22 protein-coding genes and 1 pseudogene are annotated in these 24,204 nt (G+C 38.5%); 2 read left to right on the top strand and 21 right to left on the bottom strand.

Annotated elements, in window-relative coordinates; translation table 11 throughout:
* Positions 1 to 42: 42 nt before the first annotated feature.
* Entirely contained in the window at positions 43 to 1,050 is a 1,008-nt protein-coding gene (locus V7127_RS08570; protein ID WP_335345496.1) for a LolA family protein, read from the bottom strand.
* Positions 1,051 to 1,345: 295 nt separating this feature from the next.
* Entirely contained in the window at positions 1,346 to 1,699 is a 354-nt protein-coding gene (acpS, locus tag V7127_RS08565; RefSeq protein WP_335484874.1) for a holo-ACP synthase, read from the bottom strand.
* Positions 1,700 to 1,845: 146 nt separating this feature from the next.
* Between acpS and V7127_RS08560 the strand changes: the two genes are divergently transcribed.
* Positions 1,846 to 2,565: a rhomboid family intramembrane serine protease gene (locus V7127_RS08560; protein WP_335345498.1), complete on the top strand. Its 720-nt coding sequence runs from the start codon at positions 1,846 to 1,848 to the stop codon at positions 2,563 to 2,565.
* 31 nt (positions 2,566 to 2,596) lie between these two features.
* Here V7127_RS08560 and V7127_RS08555 read toward each other — a convergent pair whose 3' ends face one another.
* The 5 genes and pseudogenes from V7127_RS08555 to V7127_RS08535 all read right to left on the bottom strand — a co-directional run bounded on the left by V7127_RS08555 (position 2,597) and on the right by V7127_RS08535 (position 7,175).
* Positions 2,597 to 2,839, bottom strand: a complete 243-nt coding sequence (locus V7127_RS08555) for a hypothetical protein (protein WP_335484872.1) — start codon at positions 2,837 to 2,839, stop codon at positions 2,597 to 2,599.
* Positions 2,840 to 2,921: 82 nt separating this feature from the next.
* Positions 2,922 to 3,953 carry an SDR family oxidoreductase gene (locus V7127_RS08550; RefSeq protein WP_335484870.1) on the bottom strand — a complete coding sequence of 344 codons (1,032 nt, stop codon included), beginning with the start codon at positions 3,951 to 3,953 and terminating at the stop codon, positions 2,922 to 2,924.
* Between the two features lie 137 nt (positions 3,954 to 4,090).
* A pseudogene (locus V7127_RS25860) lies at positions 4,091 to 4,660 on the bottom strand (methyl-accepting chemotaxis protein); the annotation flags it as partial.
* Between the two features lie 600 nt (positions 4,661 to 5,260).
* The gene (locus V7127_RS08540) at positions 5,261 to 6,703 is read right to left on the bottom strand and encodes a PH domain-containing protein (RefSeq protein WP_335484866.1); all 1,443 of its coding nucleotides are present in this window, start codon (positions 6,701 to 6,703) and stop codon (positions 5,261 to 5,263) included.
* Complete coding sequence (locus tag V7127_RS08535) at positions 6,696 to 7,175, bottom strand: PH domain-containing protein (RefSeq protein WP_335484864.1); 480 nt, start codon at positions 7,173 to 7,175, stop codon at positions 6,696 to 6,698. Before V7127_RS08535 ends, V7127_RS08540 begins: the two co-directional genes overlap by 8 nt.
* Before the next feature lie 187 nt (positions 7,176 to 7,362).
* Here V7127_RS08535 and V7127_RS08530 point away from each other — a divergent pair, with 187 nt between their 5' ends.
* Complete coding sequence (locus tag V7127_RS08530; RefSeq protein WP_335484862.1) at positions 7,363 to 7,773, top strand: VOC family protein; 411 nt, start codon at positions 7,363 to 7,365, stop codon at positions 7,771 to 7,773.
* A 39-nt stretch (positions 7,774 to 7,812) separates the two neighbouring features.
* Here V7127_RS08530 and V7127_RS08525 read toward each other — a convergent pair whose 3' ends face one another.
* From V7127_RS08525 to V7127_RS08460, 14 genes are all read right to left on the bottom strand, one after another.
* A complete protein-coding gene (locus tag V7127_RS08525) occupies positions 7,813 to 9,285 on the bottom strand; it encodes a DEAD/DEAH box helicase (RefSeq protein ID WP_335484859.1) in 1,473 nt (490 codons plus the stop codon).
* Between the two features lie 197 nt (positions 9,286 to 9,482).
* Positions 9,483 to 10,181, bottom strand: a complete 699-nt coding sequence (locus V7127_RS08520) for an alpha/beta hydrolase (protein ID WP_335348143.1) — start codon at positions 10,179 to 10,181, stop codon at positions 9,483 to 9,485.
* A 142-nt stretch (positions 10,182 to 10,323) separates the two neighbouring features.
* Positions 10,324 to 11,697 carry a globin-coupled sensor protein gene (locus V7127_RS08515; protein ID WP_335348142.1) on the bottom strand — a complete coding sequence of 458 codons (1,374 nt, stop codon included), beginning with the start codon at positions 11,695 to 11,697 and terminating at the stop codon, positions 10,324 to 10,326.
* Between the two features lie 459 nt (positions 11,698 to 12,156).
* The gene (locus V7127_RS08510; protein ID WP_335484856.1) at positions 12,157 to 13,530 is read right to left on the bottom strand and encodes a UDP-N-acetylmuramoyl-tripeptide--D-alanyl-D-alanine ligase; all 1,374 of its coding nucleotides are present in this window, start codon (positions 13,528 to 13,530) and stop codon (positions 12,157 to 12,159) included.
* A 93-nt stretch (positions 13,531 to 13,623) separates the two neighbouring features.
* On the bottom strand, positions 13,624 to 14,706 hold the full coding sequence (locus V7127_RS08505) for a D-alanine--D-alanine ligase (protein ID WP_335484854.1): 1,083 nt from the start codon (positions 14,704 to 14,706) through the stop codon (positions 13,624 to 13,626).
* Between the two features lie 319 nt (positions 14,707 to 15,025).
* The gene (locus V7127_RS08500; protein ID WP_335484892.1) at positions 15,026 to 16,033 is read right to left on the bottom strand and encodes a histidinol phosphate phosphatase domain-containing protein; all 1,008 of its coding nucleotides are present in this window, start codon (positions 16,031 to 16,033) and stop codon (positions 15,026 to 15,028) included.
* Positions 16,027 to 16,815 carry a DeoR/GlpR family DNA-binding transcription regulator gene (locus V7127_RS08495; RefSeq protein ID WP_335484852.1) on the bottom strand — a complete coding sequence of 263 codons (789 nt, stop codon included), beginning with the start codon at positions 16,813 to 16,815 and terminating at the stop codon, positions 16,027 to 16,029. The genes V7127_RS08500 and V7127_RS08495 overlap by 7 nt, the downstream gene beginning before the upstream one ends.
* Entirely contained in the window at positions 16,812 to 17,816 is a 1,005-nt protein-coding gene (locus V7127_RS08490) for an ABC transporter ATP-binding protein (protein ID WP_335484850.1), read from the bottom strand. Before V7127_RS08490 ends, V7127_RS08495 begins: the two co-directional genes overlap by 4 nt.
* Positions 17,813 to 18,592 carry an ABC transporter permease gene (locus V7127_RS08485; RefSeq protein WP_335484848.1) on the bottom strand — a complete coding sequence of 260 codons (780 nt, stop codon included), beginning with the start codon at positions 18,590 to 18,592 and terminating at the stop codon, positions 17,813 to 17,815. The genes V7127_RS08490 and V7127_RS08485 overlap by 4 nt, the downstream gene beginning before the upstream one ends.
* Positions 18,589 to 19,425 carry an ABC transporter permease gene (locus V7127_RS08480; RefSeq protein ID WP_335344648.1) on the bottom strand — a complete coding sequence of 279 codons (837 nt, stop codon included), beginning with the start codon at positions 19,423 to 19,425 and terminating at the stop codon, positions 18,589 to 18,591. Before V7127_RS08480 ends, V7127_RS08485 begins: the two co-directional genes overlap by 4 nt.
* A 120-nt stretch (positions 19,426 to 19,545) precedes the next feature.
* Positions 19,546 to 20,373, bottom strand: coding sequence for an alkaline phosphatase family protein (locus V7127_RS08475; protein ID WP_335344649.1), 828 nt, complete (start codon positions 20,371 to 20,373; stop codon positions 19,546 to 19,548).
* The gene (locus V7127_RS08470) at positions 20,363 to 21,412 is read right to left on the bottom strand and encodes an ABC transporter substrate-binding protein (RefSeq protein ID WP_438823987.1); all 1,050 of its coding nucleotides are present in this window, start codon (positions 21,410 to 21,412) and stop codon (positions 20,363 to 20,365) included. Before V7127_RS08470 ends, V7127_RS08475 begins: the two co-directional genes overlap by 11 nt.
* A gap of 337 nt (positions 21,413 to 21,749) precedes the next feature.
* The gene (locus tag V7127_RS08465) at positions 21,750 to 23,216 is read right to left on the bottom strand and encodes a SulP family inorganic anion transporter (protein ID WP_335484844.1); all 1,467 of its coding nucleotides are present in this window, start codon (positions 23,214 to 23,216) and stop codon (positions 21,750 to 21,752) included.
* Between the two features lie 408 nt (positions 23,217 to 23,624).
* On the bottom strand, positions 23,625 to 24,008 hold the full coding sequence (locus tag V7127_RS08460; RefSeq protein ID WP_335484842.1) for a VOC family protein: 384 nt from the start codon (positions 24,006 to 24,008) through the stop codon (positions 23,625 to 23,627).
* Between the last annotated feature and the right edge of the window lie 196 nt (positions 24,009 to 24,204).

The following is a 24,204-nucleotide window of genomic DNA, read 5'->3' as shown; positions in this document are numbered from 1 at the left end:
TCTGCATATAAAAAAGGCCCTTATTCAGAGCCCATAAAGAAATTATTTTACTGTACTTTCTTGAACGGACCTTGCAACCTCAACTAGTTCTTTTTCTGTCAGGTCATTTGAGGCAATCACATAGTCGACCCCTTGATACGTCCATTTAATTGTATTATTAGATAAAGCACCTATCGTAAAGCCTAAATCTACTGGCTCGCCGCTTACCGTTGTGTAAGAGGAAACCGGCATAACATTGGCTTTTTCTTGTACGATTGTGAAAGATTTTTCTCCATCATATGTTAAGACAACTCGTTTGCCGTTATCCGTTGTAATGGCCTTCTCATCAACTAAATCAGCACCTGGGAATTCAGAAGGGTATTTGACCGAGAACTCTTCGCTGCCCACTTCCGCTAATACAGGAACAGATAGTTGAGCACTAGTCATGTTCTTCTGCATATCAAAATCTTTCTTATCAAAGGCGGCATTAAATTTAACTTCAGTGAACTCAACCTTTACAAGGGTGTTTTTATCCGTGTCCATGACCTTCACACTCACTGGAGCTAAGTCAGATTTCTTTAACGTGATTTCTTGGGTAGGAAGCATTTGGTTATTTTGATATCTTGTTTTCGTTTCAAAAACGTAATGATCCTTGGTCGCAGTGAATTTAGCCTCTTTATCCTCAACAATATCCTTCACTAAAGACTCATAAAGGTAGGCCTGACTGCTGTTTTTTGGCCATTCGCTTTGAAAACGGAAGCTTTTATTCAGTGCTGGTGTCAGAACAAAAACCCCCTCATCATTGCGCAGAATCATTTGGCTTTGATCCTTTTGGGCATTTTTCAAATTGACACGGTAGTAGGATGGATTTTTATGCCAAACCTCAATGTCATACACCTGTGGTTCAGTTCCCATTTCTAATGTCATCTTCGCGTTTGCCTTGTAACTCTTTAATTCCTCAACTTTCCCATTCAGATCCTTCACTACAGCTTCCTTGGATTTCGTTCCGCAAGCAGACAACGCTATCACTGCCAATATCCCGATTAGCAGCATTAACCACTTTCTCCTCATTCCTTCAACCCCTTTTGCCTCTATTCAGTGTATTGTCCAGCCACAGCACCTAAGTCATTTTTCAACAAAATCCATCTACCTTGTTGCTAAACAATTCTTTGGCAACTAGATCAACTTTCCTTGATGAATATCTGACTTAGTTTTGCGCTAATCGTGGAGGAGGTAAAGGATAGACGAATGTGGATATGAAAAATGAATCCCCTTGTCTAGCCTTGTCTCTCCTATTGCACTATGAATATATGAGACAACCATCTGGAATATGCTAGGTTGAATGACAAGCTTTTTGCTTTTTTACTTACACCTTTTCAATGATGACCTGAGCCACTGCATACTCTTTACTGTGAGAAATGGAAAGGTGTACACCCTTTTGAATCGGCTTGGACACATAAGGCTTCCCCTTTTCATCCTTTTCAATTTCAATATCTAAAAAGGAAAGGCTTCCTCCAATGCCTGTCCCCATTGCTTTAGAGAAGGCTTCTTTTGCTGCGAATCGCCCCGCCAAAAATTCTGTCTTTCTTTCTAAAGGTAATGTCTGAAATTTAGCGGTTTCTTTCGGTGTTAAAATCCTTTCCGCAAATTTCACTTGCCTTTCAAATATTTTTTTTATTCGATTAAGCTCTACAATATCTATACCAATTCCAGTAATCATCTTTGATCATCCTTCTATTTCATTTAATATTTGCATAAACAATAATATAAGAATAGCAAGTCATTGTGTTTTTCTAATATATTAAATAGCATGTTCATTTCCATTTTAGGCTATGATGGAGAGAAAGTAGAGAAAAGAGGGGCCATATGTTTATACGGACGGAAAGCTTTAAAGAATTTCTGCGATATTATCCAGTGGTTTCAATCATTATTGCCATTCATATTGTTCTTTACTTCATATCCGTTTTCCCGTTGCTCCCCAACTTATGGCTTTATGAACATTTCGCCGGGGTAAACCTTTATATTTCGGAAGGGGAATACTGGCGTCTAGTCACACCGATTCTCATGCATGGCGATTTGCCGCACGTGATTTTTAATAGCTTTTCCCTTGTCCTTTTTGGTCCTGCTTTGGAGCGTATGCTAGGAAAGGGAAAATTCATCTTCGTGTATTTTATAGCTGGAATGGCCGCGAATGTCGCGACACTCTTTTTGGAACCCTTAACCTATATACATGTCGGTTCAAGCGGAGCGATCTTTGGATTATTCGGATTTTATGCTTCTGTCATTATGTATAGAAAAGATTTAATGTCAAAGGCAAATTCTCAACTTATATTGACTATCACCATCATCGCCTTGATTATGACGTTTTTGCAGCCAAATATCAATGTTACGGCCCATTTTTTCGGGCTGCTAGCTGGCTTTTTGTTAGGTTTAGCCTTGCTGCCACATAAGCAAAGACCAAACATAAGATTCAACTTTAACCTAGGAAAAAAACATCCTGCATCTTTCAAAGGAGTATCAGCTCCAAAATTAATGATATGGTGCGGCATTATCATTTTGGCGATATTAGGATTACTATTCAGGTAACATAAGATTACTAAATGAAAAAGCGATGTCATTATGGAATCGAAATGGCATCGCTTTTTTTATTAATGATGATATTGTCTCTTTTCGACCTTTTAAATGCAAAAGCAAGCAGGATTGCCCCTATCGTAAGCCCTATCGTCATTCCTAATTGAAAAATCAGCAAAAGGAACTGGCTATCAAAGATAAAGCCTACAAATCCAATCATGCAAAATAAGCTTGTTAAGTAAAATGATACTCTAATTCCTAAATGTATTCCTTTCCCTTTAAATATCATTCCAAGGAATAATGTAGACAGCCCTAAAAATAAGCTCCACCCAAGCATGTTGATCGCAAATGAAAAAGACCGGGGATTAAATTTAAAAATTACTTTTTACGGTCGCATGCCACCGTTCTAATAATTCCTTTTCTTTCATATAATCCATGCCTGCTTTACGTTCAATGTCTACCGCCCGGCTAGAGTCCCATTCTAACGTATCACGAATGGTGTCTGCCAAAGAGCGAAATGTTAGACCTTCATTTACTGCTTTTTCTATGTTTAGTGCAAGGAACCCGGGCATATTTAATTTATCAGGGAGCCACAAAGGCATTTCAGTCCAATATTTCACTTGATTGTTATCTAAAAACTCTTCATCGACCCATGTTAAGATAGCATCACTCTTACTGACTGATTTACATTTCTCAAGAAAATCTCCCATTGTCAACGTATCATTTGGTCCAGTTACGTTGAAAACACCTGATTTTCTTCTCTCAACCATGTTGATGATCCCTGTTGCCAGATCTCTTACATCGATTAATTGAATTTGTTTATCTGGGCTCCCAGGAGCAAACACTTCCCCACCTTTAGCTACTCTTTGAACCCAGTAGGTGAAACGATCGGAATAATCATGTGGGCCAACAATCAAACCCGCACGAATGAACAAAGCTCTATTAGGCATTACCTCTTCAATCACTTGCTCACATGAGTACTTTAAGGGGCCATAATATTCGTTATATAAGGGACCAGCTATGCCTTTTGTAATTTCCTCTTCCTTCTCCTTTGAGATTGTAAGCACAGGATGATTTTCATCAATACCTATTTTTGTTAAGTCCGTATAAACGGAGGCACTAGAAATGAAGGTATAGTGCTCCGTTACATCAGATAATAGTTCTGCTGATTCTCTCACGATTCGTGGTATAAAACCACAAGTGTCGATAACTGCATCCCACTTTTTCCCCTTCAATGCTTCCAGGTTCCCATTCCTGTCACCAATAAGCGTGTCAACATCAGGAAACAAATTAGGGTTTTCTTTTCCCCGATTAAAGAGTGTTACCTGATGTCCCTTTTCTAAAGCAGCTTCGACAAGATATCGTCCCAAAAACCTTGTTCCCCCAAGTATTAATAATTTCATCTAAACCTCCTATTATTAAAAGCTTAAAGTTTATGTATTGCCCGTAACTATACCTATTCTTCATAACTAAAATCATTCCCTTTTTACCTTTAGCAAAGAAAAAAAACAGTGAAACTCACTGTTTTTTATGGAATAATCTATTCATTATTTTCCTTGAGCACCTTACCCCAATTGCTTAATTCTGCAACCTGTCTAATACCGCCTTCTAATTTCTCATCAACAACACTTGCATCATTAATATGTCTAATTATCATCTCATTTGCCTGTTCAAAAATAGCTTGTGTTTCGCTTATTTCGCTCATCACATCATTTGAATATTCTCTTTGCTCTTCGATTGTGCCAATCACATCTTTTACCTCAGATTGGACGTTATTAAACACTGTTAAAATGTAGTTTATTTTACTTGTCGTGTCAGTACTAAGCTGAATCCCATTTTCGATTAACCCTGTGCTCATCTTTGTCGATTGCAGTGAGTCCTCAATATCTTTTTGGATATTCTGTGTCAGGACGCTTATATTATGGGTGCTTTCCGCTGTATTTTCAGCAAGCTTTCTTACCTCTTCAGCGACAACAGCAAACCCCTTACCATGTTCCCCCGCTCTTGCAGCTTCAATGGAAGCGTTAAGCGCCAATAAATTCGTTTGATCAGCAATTTCCTTTATCACTTTGACGATAATCTCAATTTCTTTCGATCTTTCATTTAACTGATTCATTTTAACGGATGTCTCATGTAGCTGGTCACCTAATTTGGCAATGAGTCCTTCAACTTTACTAACAGAATCCCTTCCCTCTTCTGAGATTTTCACCATATCTACAGTTGATTCAAATAAATTCTGACCCTTTTCTTGCAGGCCAAGGGATTTATCATAGGACATCTGGCTAATAATGTTTACTTTATCAAACCGTTCATTTATTTTTCCGACTAATTCGCCCAAGACATCGTGCTGCCCATTTACCTTTTCATGCTGTTCAATGGCAATTGTTAATTCACTATTAAAGCCCTCAATGAAATCGTTAAGATACTCCTCATTTTGCTGTGCCTTTTCAAAAATAACCTTCAAGCGATTTTTTAATTCTGTGTTTTCTTCTGTCAATTGAATATTTCTCTTCTTAGTCGTAAACAAATAAAATCCCCTCCTGAGTCACAATTATCCAATTCGACCACCTTCAATAGAACGCCTTTCAACCTTCCCCTCAATAGCCGAGAATTGGGTAAAGCTCACTCGAAAGAGGGTTAAGCACCATAAAGAAAACTAGTCCATTATTACTATCGGTTAAAATTCTAAATTTTTAAATACGAAAAGCACCTAATCGGCGCTTAATTTCGTATAGGAATACCATTTATAAATATCATTTATATCCTGTTTCTCCAAATCTACAACCGTACCGCCTGTTCCGCCTGAACCAGACATAACTACTGCAGTAACAGTCCCTAGCTCTTTCCCTCTTTGAAAATAGCTTTCTTTTATATTCAAAGACTGAATTCGATTTCTTTTCATAAAAACTGTTGTTTTATTTACTGCACGATATCTTAAAATCAACTGTAATTCATCAATTCCCCAGCCCGCATCTTTATACTTAACAAACGCCCAAGCAATAGATAGGAGAACAAACAACAGAGCCAAATACCCCCAAGGTCTGAAAAAGATAACGGGTACTGCCGCAATCGGTAAGCTATACAGAAGCCCTCTAAACATATACCGTTTTAATGCTCGGCTCGGTGCAGATTCGATAACAGACTTAAATGAATAATCATTTAAATAAGGAGTTAATATGTTGGCAATGCGTTCTTTTTTGATAATTGGAAGTATCATGACCCGCGCACTTTCCTGATCAATAGCAGACCCGCCTGCACTTTCTAAAAATACGGTTCCAAATCCAAGAGGCTGTCTAATTAAATTTTCTGATATCCGAATGGCTTGAATCCGGTGTAGAGGGATCGTAATCTGACGCTTCTCTAAAAGTCCTCTCGTTATGATAAGGTCCTCTCCTACGTTCTTTACTGTAAAACCAGCATATTTTACCATAGTCCCTACCAACGCAGCCACCCATGCAATCAAAAACCCTATAAACACTAGAATACTAATAAAAAGGACCCCGTTTGAAATCACATCCTCCAACCCGTTAAACAGTCTTTCATAAGGGATCATTTCTTCAAATTGGAAAACGAAAGCAAAACACGCGGAAAAAACAACACCGACTCCTCCAGAGGTAGACGCCATAAGCAAGAGCTCACCCGGGGTAATTTTATAAAGTATTTTCTCTTGAGTGTCTTTAACAGACACCTCTGCATCGGTTTCCTTTTTTTCGTTTTTTGCGGAAAAAAGAATGTGCTGAATTTGATTTGCCTCTTCCTTTGAAATGGCGGTTAATACAGCTTCAGCTTCCCCTTTGCTGCTTGAACCGGCCGTTTCCACCTTCACTCTTACAAGACCAAATGGACGATGCAAGATCCCTTCCGATAAATCAAGACTCTGAATGCGATCAAGTGGAATATATCTTTTCTTTCTAACAAATACACCGTACTCTATCCTGAGCTCTCCCTCTTCTAGCCGGTACGTGAATCTCAGCCAGGATATGATTCCAGCGATTAGGATGAAAACGATAATAACAACTGAAATAATAAGTTGAATACTCCCATCCCTGCTTCCAAAAACAACAAAAACAAGAAATGGAATAATTAAATCTTTCAATTGCTTTAAAAAATTTACAACTGCTGAAATCGGGTGCAGTCTTCTTGGCTCAGACATCTTCATCAGCCACCCTTGCCAGCTTAGAAATGAAAAATCTTAGTTCCTCCGCCTCATTCATATCCAAAGCCGGAATTTCATGTACAGTCGCAGCAGTTGAAATGGCCACGGTGGCTAAACCGTATTTTCGCAAAATCGGTCCTTGCCGGGTATCAACATGCTGAACCCTAATCATCGGCACGAGAGTCCTTTTGATGACGAACACTCCATGCTGAAGCTCGATTTCATTTTCCCTTACCTCATACCGCCAACGCTTCCATCTCAAAGTAGGGATGAGCATAATCACTAAATACATATCGATAGCAAATAAAATAAGGGCAACGGCAATCATCCACATTGGCCAATTAAATATAATGGTAAGAGCAATAACTCCTCCAGCTAGCAATAATGAAAAAAACGAATGAATTGCACCGGAAATCCTCCAGACTGTTAATCCTCTTTCGGATATCCTTCTTTGCGGTTCTAAAACCATATGGTACCTCCTAAACTTAGAGCTAAGTATCATTACGTTAATAGTACTAAATAGGATTCAAAATCTAAAATTATCTAACTTGAAATGAATAACTTCCTCAATCGTCGAACATTCGTTCTTTAACTCTGATTAAACATTATTTATAATGGAAAATATGGTATTGGACAAAATTTTAGGAGTGAAATTTATGAAAGGTCAAGCTACACCCTATTTATTTTTCAACGGAAATGCAAGGGATGCACTTGAATATTATAAAGAAGTATTCGAAGGTGAGATTTTAAATTTACAAACCTTTGGCGATGCGGATTATCCAACTCCGCCAGATGCAGACAACCGAATCATGCATGCACAATTTAAAAAAGATGATTTATTCTTTATGGCTTCCGATTCCTTTTCAGATGGCGATGTTCAAATCGGCAATCAGATTTCGTTAGTTCTGGAGTTCGAATCAGAAGATGAAATCCAAAAGGTTTATGACCGATTAAGTAATAAAGGTTCGGTTTTAATGGAGCTTCAAGATACTTTTTGGGGAGCGAAATATGCAAAAGTGAAGGATGCTTATGGAATCGTGTGGGATTTAAACATGACAAAAGCTTAATCCTTAAAAAAGAAGAAGAGAGCATTGCTCTCTTCTAACTTAACGGTAATTATTAGAATTGCTTCGATTGCTGCCATTATTGCTGTAGCGCTTTCCTGAAGATCCTTGGCGAGATCTTACTGGCGCGCTCTGTCTTCCTCTTTGGCCTCCGTAAGATTTGCTGCGATCGTCTTGTCTGCGCTCCCTTTTTGCAGGCATTGGCTTTTCTTCCGTTAACTTAACAGGAGTTGTGTCAGGTTCCTTCGTCAGCATTTTTAGTACGGCCTGAACAATAATCGTTGCATCCTGCTGCTCTAGTAATTCTTCTGCTGCCTGCTTATAGTATTGAAGATTGTTCGATTCCACCGATTGCAGAATACGCTCTACAACCGCTTTTTGCTGTCCTTCAAGAGCCTCATCTAATGTTGGCGGCTTCATTTTTTCTATTTTTCTTTTTGTTGTTCTTTCAACGACCTGCAAGTAAGACTTTTCTCTTGGGTTAATAAAGGTCATTGCCACTCCCGACTTCCCTGCACGTCCTGTACGTCCAATTCGGTGTACATAGCTTTCAGGGTCCTGCGGAATATCAAAGTTATATACATGAGTAACTCCAGAGATGTCCAATCCGCGGGCTGCTACATCAGTCGCAACAAGAACATCAATTGAGCCCTCTTTAAATTTCCTTAGAACTGAAATGCGTTTCGCCTGGCTTAAGTCCCCGTGAATGCCTTCCGCGTTATAGCCTCTTAGGTTTAATGCTTCTGCAAGCTCATCAACACGGCGTTTTGTCCGTCCGAACACGATAGCGAGCTCTGGCGATTGAATATCCAGAAGTCTTGTCAAAATATCAAATTTGCTTCTTTCCTGTACTTCCAGATAGTATTGTTCAATTAAAGGAACTGTTACCTCTTTTGTCTTCACACGTACAATCTGCGGGTCCTTCATAAACCGTTCAGCCATTCTTTGAATTGGAGGCGGCATCGTTGCTGAGAACAACAACGTTTGGCGCTCCTCCGGAATTTGAGCAAGAATCGCTTCAATGTCCTCAATAAAGCCCATATTCAACATTTCATCTGCCTCATCTAGAATAGCAGTTTGAACATTTTCAAGATGCAATGTTTTCCGGTTAATATGATCCAATATTCGGCCAGGAGTTCCCACAATTATATGTGGACGGTTTTTCAAAGCGCGGATTTGACGGTTAATATCTTGACCGCCATAAATGGCTAATACTTTCGTTCTTTTTCCATAGCCGATTTTATATAATTCTTCAGATACTTGAATTGCTAGCTCGCGTGTAGGAGCAATAATAATTCCTTGGATGACATCTTTTTCATAATCTATTTTATCAATCATCGGTATTCCAAACGCTGCCGTTTTTCCTGTACCCGTTTGTGCTTGTCCGATTAAATCTTTATTTTCTAAGCTTAACGGGATCGTTTGCGCTTGAATTGGTGTAGCTTCTTCAAATCCCATTCGCTTCAGGGATTTCATCGTTGCAGGGCTAATTCCCAGATCTTGAAACTTTGTCACTGTTTTCTCTCCTTCTAAAAAAAACTAATCTAATTTCTGTATATATTCACATTCAATTAATCCTACTTGAAAGTGAAAAAAGACATTCTCCAATAGGAGTATGTCCAGGTTTCATGAGAAGTTCCTTTTGGCACTTTGTTGATAATTTTATCATTTTATAAAGGTGTTTGCAATGAATGCAGAAAAGAGAACCCTTTTTAAGCAGGTTCTCTCTTCAATAGAAAGTGATAAATTTCGGAAAAAAGATTTTCTCTTTCCTCACAATGGCAAATGAGATGTTTTGACTCTTTAAGATAAATGAGCTTCTTCGCCGAGGTCCCAATCCTGTGGTATAAATATTGTGCACTCTTTGGCGGAACAACACCATCACACTCCCCTTGGGCGATAAGGGTTGGGATTTCAATCTTTCCTAAAATCGGTCTGATTGCAGCAACAAGTCTTCGAAATTGGAGCGTAGCCGTAATAGGAGTAGCTAATATTTTTCTTTTATATCTCATAAACATTTCATTTTCTGTTAATCGACCGCGAAAAGCGTCTTTTGCCATCTCACCAATATCTAAGAGCAGCTGCTTAGGATTTACATAATAGGCCGCTGCACTAAGTAACACGAGCTTTGTCACAGGATAGTGGACAGCTAAGTAACTCGCAATCAGACCGCCCATTGAAAAGCCAATGACATACACAGTTTCACACTTCTCAATAAGCTGCTGCAATGCCTGTTCAGCATGTTCGATCCAATTTTTATATTCAATCCCTTTTAAGCTTAACGTATCTCCATGCCCTGGAAGTGTCGGAACTGCAATTTCCCAATTGGTCCGTTTCTTTAAATAGGATACAAGCGGCTCTACTTCAAAAGGTGCTCCCGTAAAGCCATGAATACATAAACATCCAATCACAAAAATCACCACCAGCCAAAATGTAGATAATCATATTTTACACCTATTTCTCGGAGCCATGCTGATTTTTGCTTTGGCAAATATTAATGAAATAAAAGCAAGCCTTACGCACTTGCACAAAGGTTTACAATAAAATCCTATTTTAGCTGTTAAACTTATCAGCTAATTCATGATTCATTCCACTCAATTGTTCAGCCATTTTGGCAATTTCTTGTGAAGCAATCGAAATATCAGCAAACGCCTTTTTGAATTCGTTCACATAATCACTGAAATGACCGATTCTTTTGTCTGTCAATTGTACACTGTCAACGGATTTTTCTAAAATCTTAATAATATTGTCGCTAGCATCCCTGAACATATGTATTTCTCCCACAATATATTGAAAGCTATTTTCAAATTTCTCAATCGTTATCTGTGTCGCTTTAATTTGTCCTTGGATGTGATCAAGAGCGTCTTCTGTTTGATGAGCCAACTTCCTTACTTCCTGTGCTACAATTGAAAATCCTTTTCCATGTACTCCTGCTCGGGCCGCTTCAATTGCCGCATTTAATGAAAGTATATTCGTTTGGTTAGATATCCCCCGGATTGAATTAACTATCTGTCCGATTTGTGCAGAACTTTCACTGAGTTCCTTGGCTAGCGCTTTTGTTGTATCAATTAATTCGACAACTCGATCAACTTTAGATAAGGCATTTGATGCATCTTGCTTGCCTTCCTCTACATGTGTAATCATGTGCTTAGAGGAAACTTGAATCTCAAGTATTTCTTCACGCATTTGCTCCACAACAATTTCCTTATCAGCAATGGTGGATGTTGTTTCTTCAACACTTGCCGCCAAAGTTGCAGAGGAATCTTTTAAGCTGGCTTGAAACTCTCCAATTTCACCCAGCTTCATCATCGATGAAGTATACGATTCTATATAGGTTTCTATTGCTATCTGCATGTCAAAGGAACAGAGCCGCTGAAATGAAGAATAGTATGTAAATACCTTTTCACTTGAATGGATTTCCTTCATTAACACAGAAAGGATTTCGTTTTGAAGTAGTGTGTAAGCACCTAAATACCATTGTGGAAATAAGCCTATCCGGTTATGAACACGGCCAATACTCTTCCGCCGGTTCACATATTTTTCTCCAATTTCCCCTGAGACCATATCAAGTAAATACTGTACAAACGCTTGTTTTAAACGGTCAATTGATGAATGCTGTTGGATAATGTCAAATAAATTAGGCATTGCTTGTACTTTCAAATAAAAGTTATCAACTATATCCTCAGCATTTTTTTCAATAATAGGACGAATCTGTACAAGATTCTCAATATCCGTGTCTGACAATCCTATAAATAATAGTTGAGAATATTCTTTACTGTTTTTTAATTCATCAATAGTGCTGCTAACAAAACTATTTTTGTTAAATGATACCTCTTGATCCTCTGCTTGTTCTATATTCCTTCTTTTTAAAAAACGCAGAGCTCCTTTTTCATTTGCTATTAAAGACTTGAATGGAATACCAATCAATTCATGTTCCCCCTATAGATGAAATTATCCGAAACATATTTGGAAAGTTGTACTGATGAATAAGACTTTAATAAAATATACCAGGAGAGACACCCTGTTATTTCATCGGTAATTCATTAGTTAAGCTTAATAATTATAATGTAAAAAACCTGAAACAGCGTTTATATTTTGTAAAGGTTATATTAAGATTATTAGCTATGTTAAACTTGATTTGTTGATTTCTTGAACCATTCACCTTCTTCATTTGTATAAGAGATAAAAGTGAAGTAAAGGGGAGTTTCATATGGGGAAGGGATTTTGATCGTGTTGATTCATTTTTCAATTAATAAGGATTGGGTTGTAAAAAGGAAAAATCCCCGTTTCGCTTGGAATAGGGATTTTTCCTTTTTAATGTGATATGGTTTCCGCTCAAACGAGTATTTTCAATAAGCGGAAACCAAAACGCTATAATCTCTCCCACTATTGGAGTGCTGCAACAATACTTTCTAGCTGCATGCCTCTAGACGCCTTTACTAATACAATCGTTTCCTTATCAACAAGCTTTTCAAGTTTTTCAATGAGAGGCTGTTTTTCGGCAAATGCGAAAACCCGATCTGCAGGCAATTTCGTTTTGGCCCCTTCTGCAATCCATTCGCCCAGCTTTCCGAACGTAAACACATAGCCGATTTTTTCAGGTTCAATGGATTCACCCATTTTTAAATGATACTCCTTTTCTTGTGGCCCTAATTCAAGCATATCACCAAGAACAAGAATTTTATTTTTGTACCCTGGCAGATGGGAAAGGAGTTCGATCGCTGCATGCATAGAGGTTGGACTCGCATTATAAGCATCATTGATTATTTTTTCGCCTTTTTTGCCTTGTAAAAGCTCGGTTCTCATATTTGTTAGCTTGAGCCCTGCAAATCCTTCATTCATTTTTTCAAAAGGAATACCGAAGTGACTGGCAACTGTCATCGCCGCTAAAGCATTTAAGACATTATGTGTTCCTAGGACAGGGAGCTTAAACTCAATATCCGCAACATTTGTTTTAAAAGTGCTTCCAGTATCATTTTGTTCTATCTCTACTGGAAATATATCATTCCTGCCGCTTCTTCCAAAAGTTCTAATCGTAAAATTACCTTTATAGTCAGATAGCTTTTCATCCAGCAGAGGTTCATCACCAAAATAAGTAATTACCCCATTTTCCTGCAGTCCATGAATAATTTCTAACTTAGCTTCTGCAATTCCCTCTCTTGACCCAAGATCGAGTAGGTGCGACTCACCGATATTCGTAATAATCGCAGCCTCAGGCTCAGCTAAACGTGTTAGAAAATCGATTTCCCCTCTACTGCTCATCCCCATCTCAAGGACAGCAATCTCCGTATCCTGATCAAGATCAAGTATCGTTAAGGGCAAACCAATTTCATTATTAAAATTTCCTTCTGTTTTTTGGACTTTATAATTGATTGACAGCAGATTAGCGGTCATGTCCTTTGTTGTTGTTTTCCCATTGCTGCCAGTTACTCCAACAATGCGAACGCCGAGCGTGTGCCGGTAATTTCTTGCAAGCTCTTGTAAAGCCAGCAGTGTATTTTCTACTATTAAAACTGGCAAATGTAATGGAGGATTTGGAACATCCTTTTGCCAAAGGGCTGCCGCGGCTCCCTTTTTAATAGCCTCCTCTACAAATCGGTGACCATCTTGATTCTCGCCTTTGAAAGGAACAAATAAATTGCCAGTCTTTATTTTCCTTGTATCAATGCTTACACCGCTAATGACCGTATTCTGAAAGCCAGAAGTATCATTTTCAAGTTTAATCATCTCGGAAATTTCTTTAACAGTTTTTATTATCATCGGTTACCTCCATATAGACTGCGAATATCCCCAAACACATTATTTATTGAAGAAACACGGCAAATCGCCGTGTCCCTATATGCTCTCGCACAATTATTCCATCGTATATTTAATATGCTGCTTTTCCGCATGTCTTTCAATAGCTAAATTCACAAGGCGCTCGATAAGCTGAGGATACTCGACCCCAGTATGCTTCCAAAGAAGAGGGAACATGCTAAATGGTGTAAATCCAGGCATTGTATTGACCTCATTGATATACCATTTCCCTTCCCTTGTTAAAAAGAAGTCCGCTCTTACAAGTCCGGAACAATCTAACGCTTTAAATGCCCGAATGGCCATTTCCTTTAGCTGATTATACTCAGAATTTGTAATTTCTGCAGGAATAATAAGAGCTGTGTTTCCATCTTCGTATTTTGCCTTATAATCATAGAATTCTTTCTTCGGCACAATTTCACCGGCAACCGAGCATTCAGGATCATCATTTCCAAGAACACCCGCTTCAATTTCTCTTGCTGTCACTCCCTCTTCTATAATGATCTTACGGTCAAATTGGAATGCTTCAGCAAAGGCTTTTTCAAGTTCCGATCTATTTGTACACTTACTGATACCGACACTTGAACCAAGGTTGGCCGGCTTGACGAAGCATGGATAGCCTAGTTCATCTTCTACTTTTTGATAAGCAGCCTCATTCGACTTTTCCCATTCACTACGAATAAACCAACAGTATTTTACTTGTGGAAGACCAGCTTGAGCAAAGATATTTTTCATGATTACCTTATCCATGCCTGCTGAAGAGGACAAGACACCATTTCCTACATAAGGAAGATTGAGAAGCTCAAGCAGCCCTTGAACTGTACCATCTTCTCCATTCGGTCCGTGCAGCAGCGGGAAAATTACATCAAATGAGCTTTTTTCATCTTCTGCAGCCTTAAACAATGCAGGAGCTAAAGCAGTTGGAGGCAGTGCATCCAAGTTGGAAAACGCCAGCTCCTTCACATTTGTAACAGGTCCTGTTAACTGTGGTCCTTTATTCCACCCGCCATCTTTTGATATATATATGGGATAAACTTCAAACTTCTCTTGATCCAAAGCCTTTAAGACAGCCATAGCTGTTTGCATAGAAACTTCATGTTCAGCAGATTTCCCGCCGTATAATAGTCCAACTTTCGTTTTCATAAATAATGTGAACCTCCATTCTCAATCACTTTCCTATTTTACCACTTTGTGAATTAAGAAAGGGAGTGATTAAGGTGTGATTTATTGAGGAATATTTTTCAAACATTCGCCCATTACTTTATATGTATGTAAAAACATCATGTGTGGAAACTAAATTATGTTTTTACAAGCTTTGCACAGTTAATTTTATCTCAAAAAAGAATTACAAAAAACTATTTTATTATTTCAATTTAATTAAAAATAGTTTATTAATTAATTAATGGAATTTCGGTATTTTTTTATAAGATAGTAATTCCCTCTTATCAAAAAAAAACAGACCCTACTGGATCTGTACCATGATTCTTTCTCTTTGCTTAAAGGTTGCTAGATTTGGAGCACCTAATTGCTGCAATAATGACTTGTTTTCTGCAACATATTTACCAAGATCGTCTGGAAAATGTGAATCAGAAGAAAGAGTAATGGGCACACCTTTCTTGACGATTGTCTTTAGGAAATCTACGGATGGACACATCTCCTTAACTGGATAGCGATAATATAGACCCGCATTCACTTCTGTAGCCGTATTCGTTTCTAATAGTGCATCTGCTATACGTTCATACCATTCTTGATTAAATGATTCATTGTTTACTTTGAAATTAAATACTTTTAAATTATCTAAATGGGCAACAAAATCAAACATCTTTGACCGAATCATTTTTTCAACGGTTTCATAAAAACGTGTATATAACTCGGATAAATCTTGCTTTTCAAAGTGAGATACGGTTTGTGGATTATCAAATCCCCATCCATCTACAAAATGAACAGAACCGATCACATAATCCCATGGTTTTCCTTCTAAAAGGGCTGCAAGCTCTTGCTCTTGCCCGACAAAATAATCAGCTTCAATGCCTAACTTTAATGAGACACCTTCATTTTCCCAGCGCTTTTTTGCTATTAAAATAGCTTCTACGAATTCGTCCATCTTTTCCGTCATGACATTTTTCAACCAGTATGACTGCAATGCACCAATTGAATGAGATGGGTCTAAATTCAACGCGGTTTCAAAATAATTCTTCGTTTCTTGAAAGCGATACAAATGATCGACAATGCCAACTTCCTTCAAACCGACTTCCTTTGCTTTTTTCAAATATAAATCCAACCATTCTTGACTATAGCAGCCAGCATTCAATCGTTTGTTCAGCTGATTCATTTCGTATTCAATCTTTGCTTTCGACCCACGTTCAAGTAATTCAATTGGTTGAAAATATCCAAGAGCTTTCGCCGTTCGTTCAAGCCAGCTAAACGAATATGGTCCTTCTTCTAGATGTACATGATAATCGATTAACATTCCACTCGACTCTCCTTTGCGATCGTCCATTTCGTGTACCATTCTTTCCATTCTTTCGGACAAAGCTGATCACTTATGACTTCATCGAATTGGCTCGCCTTAGCGAAAGAAAAAAATGAAGGAACACCTATTTTCGATGAATCCGCGAGCAAAATACACTTCTTACTGCACGCCATCATTTTCGCTGAAACGAGCGATTCATCTAAATCATAATCATAGATTGTATCTGCAACCATTCCACCACAGGAAATAAACGCTTTATCCATATGCATATGACTTAGCCATTCGAGTGTCATAGCACCTGAGACTGAGGATTGCGCGGGATTCGACACCCCACCTAGCATGATGACCTTTCCAGTCACTCGCTTTTCTTCAATCGCTTGATTAAACCGATCGGCTGCAGCAATTGAATTCGTTACAATGGTTAAATTCTGCAAATTTTGAATGAAATCAGCAATATGAACCGTTGTCGTCCCAACATCGATCGCAATCGTATCTCCATCTTCAATACGTGATATCGCTTCTAAAGCAATTTGTACTTTTTCGATCCGATTGATATCAAGCTTTCGTAAAAAGGCTTGTTCTTCTTCTAGTTTTGTATACAGGACAGCGCCCCCATGTACTCGAGTTAACTGTTCAAGCTTCTCTAGCTCGTTCAAGTCTCGGCGAATCGTTTCTGGCGTCACAGAAAACGCTGTCGCCATTTTTGCAACGGATACACGCTTCTCTTCTTTCACCCATTGAATAATTAAACGATGTCGTTCTTCCTTTATTTCATTCATGATAAAGCAATAACATCCTCTGGTTCGACAAATAATTGATATTCCATCCCTTGCACAAAAGTAGGGGCACGGTGATGCAATTGTTCCGTCGTAAATTGCTTGTCATTGGCATAAAATGTTGTCCGGATCACATTTCCATTCATAACAGAATCACCGGCAATTGCTCGTAATGGGTAAGAGGATGGTTGTGATTGTATATGAATCGATTCTGGGCGAATCGCGTATTTATCAGCAGAAATCGCTAAATTTTTCTCAAATAAACTTCCTAGTTGCTCCTTTGAAAAAACATTATATCTGCCAATAAAATTGGCAACAAATTCCGTTTTAGGCCTTGTATAAATTTCAGATGGTGTTCCTTCTTGCGCAATTTTCCCCTTATTCATGACGAAAATGCGATCAGAAACAGACATTGCTTCTTCTTGGTCATGTGTAACAAGAATCATCGTCATATTCAGTTCACGTTGAATCATGCGCAGTTCGACTTGCAAATGCTTCCGTATTTGTGCATCAAGCGCACTTAACGGTTCATCAAGCAACAATACTTTCGGACGAACTACGAGTGAGCGAGCAAGTGCAACCCTTTGCTGCTGACCCCCGGAAAGCTCATGCGGATACGCCTTTTTCTTTTCTTGCAGACCAACGAGCTCTAACATACTTTCTACACGTTGTTCCACTTCATTTACTGGTTTTTTGTTCATTTTTAAACCAAATGCAACATTTTCAAACACCGTCATATTCGGAAATAATGCGTATGATTGAAATACCATCCCCACTTTGCGCTTTTTGGGAGGAATGTTCTTCATGTCTTTTCCATCGATCATCACCGTACCGCCGGTTGCATCTGTTAGGCCGGATAATATTCGCAAGATTGTACTTTTTCCACAGCCACTCGGTCCAAGTAACGTAACAAATTCACCATCTTGAATATTCATATCAATTCCAGTAAGAACATTAGTATCTCGATATTGTTTATGGACGTCTTTTAACAATACATGACTCATACACGTGTCATCCCTTTCGCTTTATTCGTTAATACCGCCATCACCATCGTCAAAATCCCCATTAACACGATGTATACGAGCACAATTGCACTCGCAATATGACCGCTTGTACTTAATTTTGCCATTAAATATATTTGAACGGTTTCAAAGCGAGAACCAACCACAAGGTTAATCAAAACAAATTCGCCAAATAAGACAGAAAACGATAACAGTGCTGATACGAATAACCCCGGATATACTGCTGGAAGTAACACTTTACGGAAAGCGTCCATTTTTGAAGCACCTAATAATTCTGCAGCATCCATTAATTGACGGCCTTGCACATTCCTTAAGCTATTTCGTGTTCCTTGGTACATATATGGGAGCACACTGATGACATATACTCCAACTACAGCGAGTATCATTGGCAAACTTGTGCCAGAATAAAATCGAATTAATCCAACTGCTAGAATAACACCTGGGAAGGCGTACACCATCACAATACTTGCTTGAAACCACTTTTCTAATGATGGAAAGTATAAGACGATCACGAAAATCGCCGGTACAATAAACAAAATCGAAATGATAACTGCTCCTCCAGAAAGAAGTACAGATCGGCCGAACGCTTCAATAAAGCGAGCATCTTGAAAGAGCATACCAATCCATTCGAACGTTAAGCCTTCGGGTAAAATGGTTTTATTCCATTCTGTTGAAAATGCATACAAAGCTGTTGCGAGAATCGGCAAAGCTAAATATATTCCGATCAGGGTGAGCATAATGATTGTAAATTTTTTCATCGCTTCAACAAATCCCTTCTCGTTTTTTTGACAAGCCATTCACTAAGCGACATAACGATTATCATGATCATACCAAGCAGAACGGCAATAGCGCTCGCTAATTCTGGTTGAGCAAAGATATCTCCTGTAATCAATGCCCCGATCCGAATAGCCGCTAAGTTAAAATTACTCCCCGTTAAAGCATAAGCAGATGCATAGGCACCCATCGCATTGGCGAACAAAATGGTAAACGTTCCTGCAATACCTGGAAAGATAATAGGAAGACCGATTTTTCTCCAAAATACAAGCGGTGAAGCGCCTAATAAAGAAGCGGCATCTTTCCACTGCTGCTGTATTCCGTAATAAATCGGATATAAAAGCATAATTGCCAGAGGAAGTTGAAAATAAATATAGATGAGTAAAAGCCCTGACCAACTATAAAGCGAAAAGGATAGGTCCCAGCCAAACGAATGAAGTGCTAATGTAAAAAGACCGCTATTTCCAAGCAACACAATAAATGCAAAAGCAAGCGGAACACCTGCAAAGTTAGAGGTTAAATTGGACAAAATCAATAACCTTTCGCGGATTTGTTCGGGAAAATATGTCATCGCAAACACCCCAAGTAAAGAAACAACGAGGGCAATGAATGCTGAAACGACAGACAAAGCGAAACTATTTTTAAACCCTTGTAAAATATAAGAGCTTGATAACGCTTCTTGATAATGTTCTAACGTAAACCCATGACTATTAGAAAAACTGCTTACCAACATGTAAACGAGCGGGACGAGAAAAAAGAACGTCATCAATAAAGCGAACGGAACTAATATAAGAAGTACGCTTTTTTTTCCATTCATAATCATGTTGTCTCCCTTTTTATCGCAGATTAGTAACTAACCATCAATGGGGGGATGGCCGATGAAGAAACGCCATGTCCATTATGTTGGAAACCCCCAGTGATAGAAGTTTCTTTCACATTATTGATCGACTAGACCCGGCATGAGCAGAGGAACCATTGCTTCAGAGGGATCGATTCCAAGTAAATGACAGGCAAGTGGCGCCAATTGCAGCTGTGAAACGACCTGCTCTTGAATAATCGGTTTCACTTTATTAGAGGCGATAAATAGCGGAACATGACGATCATCCGTTGTATTCCCACCATGATTCCCATCAGCCGTCATCCCATGGTCAGCTGTTACGATGATGTCATAACCAAGGTCCATCCAAATAGGCAACGTCTGTGCCAATAGGGCATCTGTAGCCAAAACGCGATTTCGATATTGAACCGAATCGGCTGTAAATTTATGTCCATCATCATCTACATTCATCGGATGAATATAGAGAAAATCCGGATTTTTTTCTGAAACAAGCCATTGAGCTTCGGCAAATAAGTGACTATCTGGGTAATGATCTTCAAAATAAAACAGTCCATTTTCAATAGGTGCATCCTTGTCCAATTGAATTCGATCGATACCATGTCGAAAAGGCGCATGACTATAAAGTTCGCTTACCCAATAATAAGCAGCTGCAGCGGTTTTCTTCCCGCTGCGTCTTGCTAAATGAAATAGACTTTCTTGCGTCGATAATCGAATGACTCCATTCCCGACAATGCCATGAACGAAAGGTGATGTTCCAGTTAAAATAGTTTCGTATAAAGGTCGAGATAGCGAAGGGACTTCCGATTTCACTTCATAACGCGCGACCCTTCCTTGTTCAACCAAATGCTGCATAAATCCCATATGTGAACATGCCGTATCAAAACGCAACGCATCCACAACGATCATGATTAAACGATTATTTGACATGGATTAACACCTGTTCTTGCCACATTTGCGGAATCTTTTTTGTTGTGTCTTCCCAAGCTTTTTGATCGCTCACTGGTTGAGCATTTTTATACATTTCATTTGGTAATAAAAGAGATTGAACTTCTTTTGATAACTTAACGTTTTCACGAATTGGACGAGCATATCCTTTTGCTAAATTTTCTTGCCCCTCATCAGAAAGAATGTATTCACGAGCTAACATCGCCGCATGAGGATTTTTTGCGTACTTGTTAAGAATAGTGGCATAACCAGATGTAACAGAAGCCTCTCCTGGAATCGTTACGTCAAAACGCGCTTCATCAATTTGTTTACGATAGCCCAGTGCGTTAAAATCCCAAACTAAAGCAACATCAATTTCACCTTTTTCAAGATTAGCTACACTTGGATCCCCAGCAGATAATCGGCCTTGTTTCGCTAATTCTGCAAAGAAATCAATACCTGGCTGAATATTCTTTTCGTCTCCGCCGAATGCATAGGCAGCTGCTAGAATAGCAAATTGTGCTTGGTTTGCTGTTAGGGCATCCCCTATGCTAACTTTGTAATTGCCATTTTTCAGATCTGCCCAAGACGCAGGTGCATTTTTCACATTATTTTTATCGGTAATAAAAGACATCGTACCTGTATATCCAACAATCCAGTCTCCATTATCATCTTTTGCCCAAGCTGGAATGTCATCCCAGTAAGATGTTTTATAAGCAAGCGTCAAATCTTGATCCTCTGCTATCGGTCCAAAGGCAATTCCAACATCACCAATGTCAGCTGTTGCATCTTTCTTTTCTGCTGCAAATTTCGCTAGCTCTTCAGCACTAGACATATCTGTATCCGAATGTTGCAAATTATACTTTGCTCCCAACTCATCCCATGTTTCCACCCAGTTTGCCCAAGTATCTGGCATCCCAACTGAATTTACTTTACCTTCTGCTTTTGCTTTTTCTTCTATTTGAGCCAATGTCAATTGGTTAAAATCCGTTTCTTCTCCTGCGCTTTTAGTGCTATCGTTTGAGGAACAAGCTGCTAACATAGAAATAGTCATTACACCGATAATTCCTTTTTTCCAATTACGAATCCAAGACATGGTCATTTTCCTCCCGAATATGTTTGTTTTTGTTTTGTTTTACAATATAAATATACAAAACAAATATTAAGCAAAAACCCTTCAAACACTAATCCTTTGTAAATTCCAATTTACAAACCATTTACATCCCACATTTGATTAAGTTAAAACAAAGGAAACTATCGAAATAATAATTGCAAGTGAAGATGGTGTGAAATTTGATATCATTTTAAATACCTAAAGCAAAAGGGACTGTCCAAAGTCAGGATAATTGACTTTGGGCAGTCCCAGTTTTTTATTACCTTTAGTGTTCAGATAGTTTCGCCCCATGCTTTTGATGAACAGCCAAACGGTCTATTAAATGAGAACTTGGAGCATTTAACCCAACAAGCCGAACGGATGCCCCATTTTCCCGCAACTTTATAACAATTTTATCAATAGCTGCTACAGCTGAATCATCCCACACATGCGCTTCACTAAAATCAATTTCTACATTCTGATCGTTGCTGCTAAAATCGATATAAGAAAGCAATTCATTTACAGAGGCAAAGAAAACCTGCCCCTTTACAGCGTAAACTTTCTTATCCCCAACTACTTTTGAAGTAACATAGACTTTTGAAATTTTTGCTACGAAGAAAATCGCACTTAAAATAATTCCTGCAAATACTCCGATTGATAAATTATGAGTAAATACAACCGTTACGACTGTAGTAACCATTACAATCGAGTCCGTGACAGGCATCTTTGCCATTCCTTTAATAGAAGACCAATCGAACGTTCCAATAGATACCATAATCATGACGCCTACAAGAGCCGCCATTGGGATTTGAACAACCACTTTTCCTAAAACTAAAATAAGGAACATTAAGAACATCCCGGCAACAAGTGCTGAAAGTCTTCCTCTACCGCCAGATTTAACATTGATAACGGATTGGCCAATCATGGCACATCCAGCCATTCCGCCAAAAAGGCCAGCGACAATATTCGCAATTCCCTGTCCGCGGCTTTCGCGGTTTTTATCACTAGCAGTATCTGTCATGTCATCTACGATAGTAGCAGTTAGTAATGTTTCTATTAAACCAACGATGGCTAAGCCAATTGAATAGGGAAAAATAATTTTTAACGTTTCAAAATTGAAGGGAACATCCGGAATTAAAAAAGCAGGCAGAGATGAGCTAAGGGCTCCCATATCTCCTACCGTTCTGACATCACTCTTCGTCATAATGGCAATGATTGTAATAACTATTATTGCCACTAGTGGAGAAGGGACAGCCTTCGTCATTCTCGGAAAAAGATAGATGATGGCAAGCGCCCCAGCAACCATTGCATACATGACCCAATTGGCTCCAACAAATTGCTCAAGCTGAGCCATAAAAATCAAGATGGCTAACGCATTAACAAAGCCAATCATTACCGATCTCGGGATAAACTTCATAAAACGGGCTAACTTAAGAACACCAAATAAAATTTGGAATACTCCCGTTAAAATAGTCGCAGCAAATAAATACTGTAAACCATGATCCGCAACAAGTGTAACCATTAGCAATGCCATTGCCCCTGTTGCAGCAGAGATCATCCCTGGTCTGCCTCCAAATATTGCAATCGTAACAGCGATACAGAAGGAAGCATAAAGTCCAACCATAGGATCGACCCCAGCAATTATTGAGAAAGCAATCGCCTCAGGTATTAGAGCTAAAGCAACGACAATCCCAGAAAGAATATCTCCGCGAATATTGCCGAACCATTGTTCTTTAGTTGTTTGTACTTTCAAATAAACACTCCTTTTTTTGAACCTTATACACTTATTTGCATTCGGAACTTGTTTTGAATAAAACGACTTCGAACTCTCATCGAAGTCAGGGCCGTTAAAAACAAAAACCATCTTACCATATATTAAGAAAACCGCAATATAAGCGGAAGCGTTTAAATAGGGCTGGATCTTTAATATTCACTAATAATCTCGTTTTTTAGATGGTTAGAAAAAAAATATTTTAATAAAGAAAAACCCACCATTTTGCTGGCGGGCGAAATCTCTCATTTAGTTTTAATTAAACGTTTGATTAGTTTAATTAATCGTTTGATTAGTTTGATTTAACCCCATGGTTGACCTTAATTAAACGTTTGATTAATTTTAATTAATCGTTTGATTAGTTTAATTAATCGTTTGATTAGTCTCCTCTCACCCTATCGGAGAACAAATCTCAATATAATGTCCATCAGGATCCTCGACATATGCAACCTTTTGACCCCAAGGCTTTTCAACCGGTTCCATAAGGATTGATACCCCTTCTTCACGAAGGCCTTCAACAAATCCCTCTACGTCCTCCGTAACAAATCCGAGTTCAAAGGTTTGTTCCTTTCTAATACCATTTGGAATCGGAAGACTTGTAACCTCACGTCCCCCTTCTCTTGTGTTAAAAGATAGAACTGTAGATCCTGTGTTAAATTCTATATAAGTTCCAAATTCATTCCTTAGCTCTAAACCTAATAAGTTTTCGTAAAAGTGTTTTGTTTTATCAAGATTTTCAACATATAAAATGACATACCCTAACTTTAGATTCATGAACTCACCCGCTTTATTTTTTTCAATACTTTCTTAAAATTCTCTACGTATGAGCCAATTCCCTTTTTATTTACATGTGATATACGAGTGGATAAAGCTGAAAAAAAGGTAATGGCTGAATTAATAAGCTATGATTCCCGTTTTTTCCTTTTTTCACTCCGACCGGTCACCATTAGTGCTCTTTGATTACCGATCC

The sequence above is a fragment of the Bacillus sp. JJ1773 genome (assembly GCF_036962035.1).
In the GTDB taxonomy this organism is placed as follows: Bacteria; Bacillota; Bacilli; order Bacillales; family Cytobacillaceae; genus Cytobacillus.
The sequence above is the reverse complement of the archived record's forward strand: the minus strand, read 5'-3'. Positions and strand labels throughout refer to the sequence as shown.